The sequence below is a fragment of the Bacteroides cellulosilyticus DSM 14838 genome, from assembly GCF_000158035.1.
Taxonomy (GTDB): Bacteria; Bacteroidota; Bacteroidia; order Bacteroidales; family Bacteroidaceae; genus Bacteroides; species Bacteroides cellulosilyticus.
In genome coordinates this window covers 1-699 of sequence record NZ_EQ973527.1, presented here as the reverse complement: position 1 = coordinate 699, position 699 = coordinate 1, and the positions used below count along the sequence as shown (strand labels likewise).

At 35.1% G+C, this 699-nt stretch carries 1 protein-coding gene; it reads right to left on the bottom strand.

The window, feature by feature from the left end:
* A partial coding sequence (locus BACCELL_RS25485) for a JAB-like toxin 1 domain-containing protein (protein WP_044154440.1) occupies positions 1-699 on the bottom strand: 699 nt, incomplete at both ends.

Genomic DNA, 699 nt, shown 5'->3' with positions numbered 1-699 from the left:
GTATATACTTCTGCAAATCTTCGACCGTATTTATTTGAATAGTTGTTATATTGCTTTTCTTTGAATTATATTCATGCAACGTTCGGTTCCTCTTTAAATAAACTGCATTATTTCTGCTATTAATATATTTCATATCAGAAGCAGAAGCTCCCTGGCTTTCATCGCCAGGATGAGAATGAATATCTATTTTTTTGCGACCATTCACAGCCGTCCTTCTTTTTGCATTATTTCCACTTTCCACAGAGCCTTCTTTATGGTCTGTAATAATAATAGCTGTTGACCCATCATTTTCATTCTCATATACGTCCAATTTCCATTCAACAACACTATTATCCGCTGCAAACTTAAAGAGATTAGCAGCATCATGAATGTTGCTGGTTTGTCCGTAAGTCGTAGTTTGTCCTTCTTTACCTTGATTTTCAACCATTCTAGGCATTAATTTATTATCCATTATAGTTATCGGTTTTCCACTTACCTGCTTCGGTTTATGTTCTCCATCAAAATAATAAACTCGATCTCCCTTATCTTCATATTTTGTATTTTTCCAAAAAAGCACATAACCATTCTTATTCACTACATAGTCATCTTTCCCATCAATATCGATCCTGAGAATTGGATTATTCTTACAATACGTGTAAGGGCTCACTCCATAATATTTTTCACTAGAAGGATCCATCACATGCCATCTTCCCAGCACCG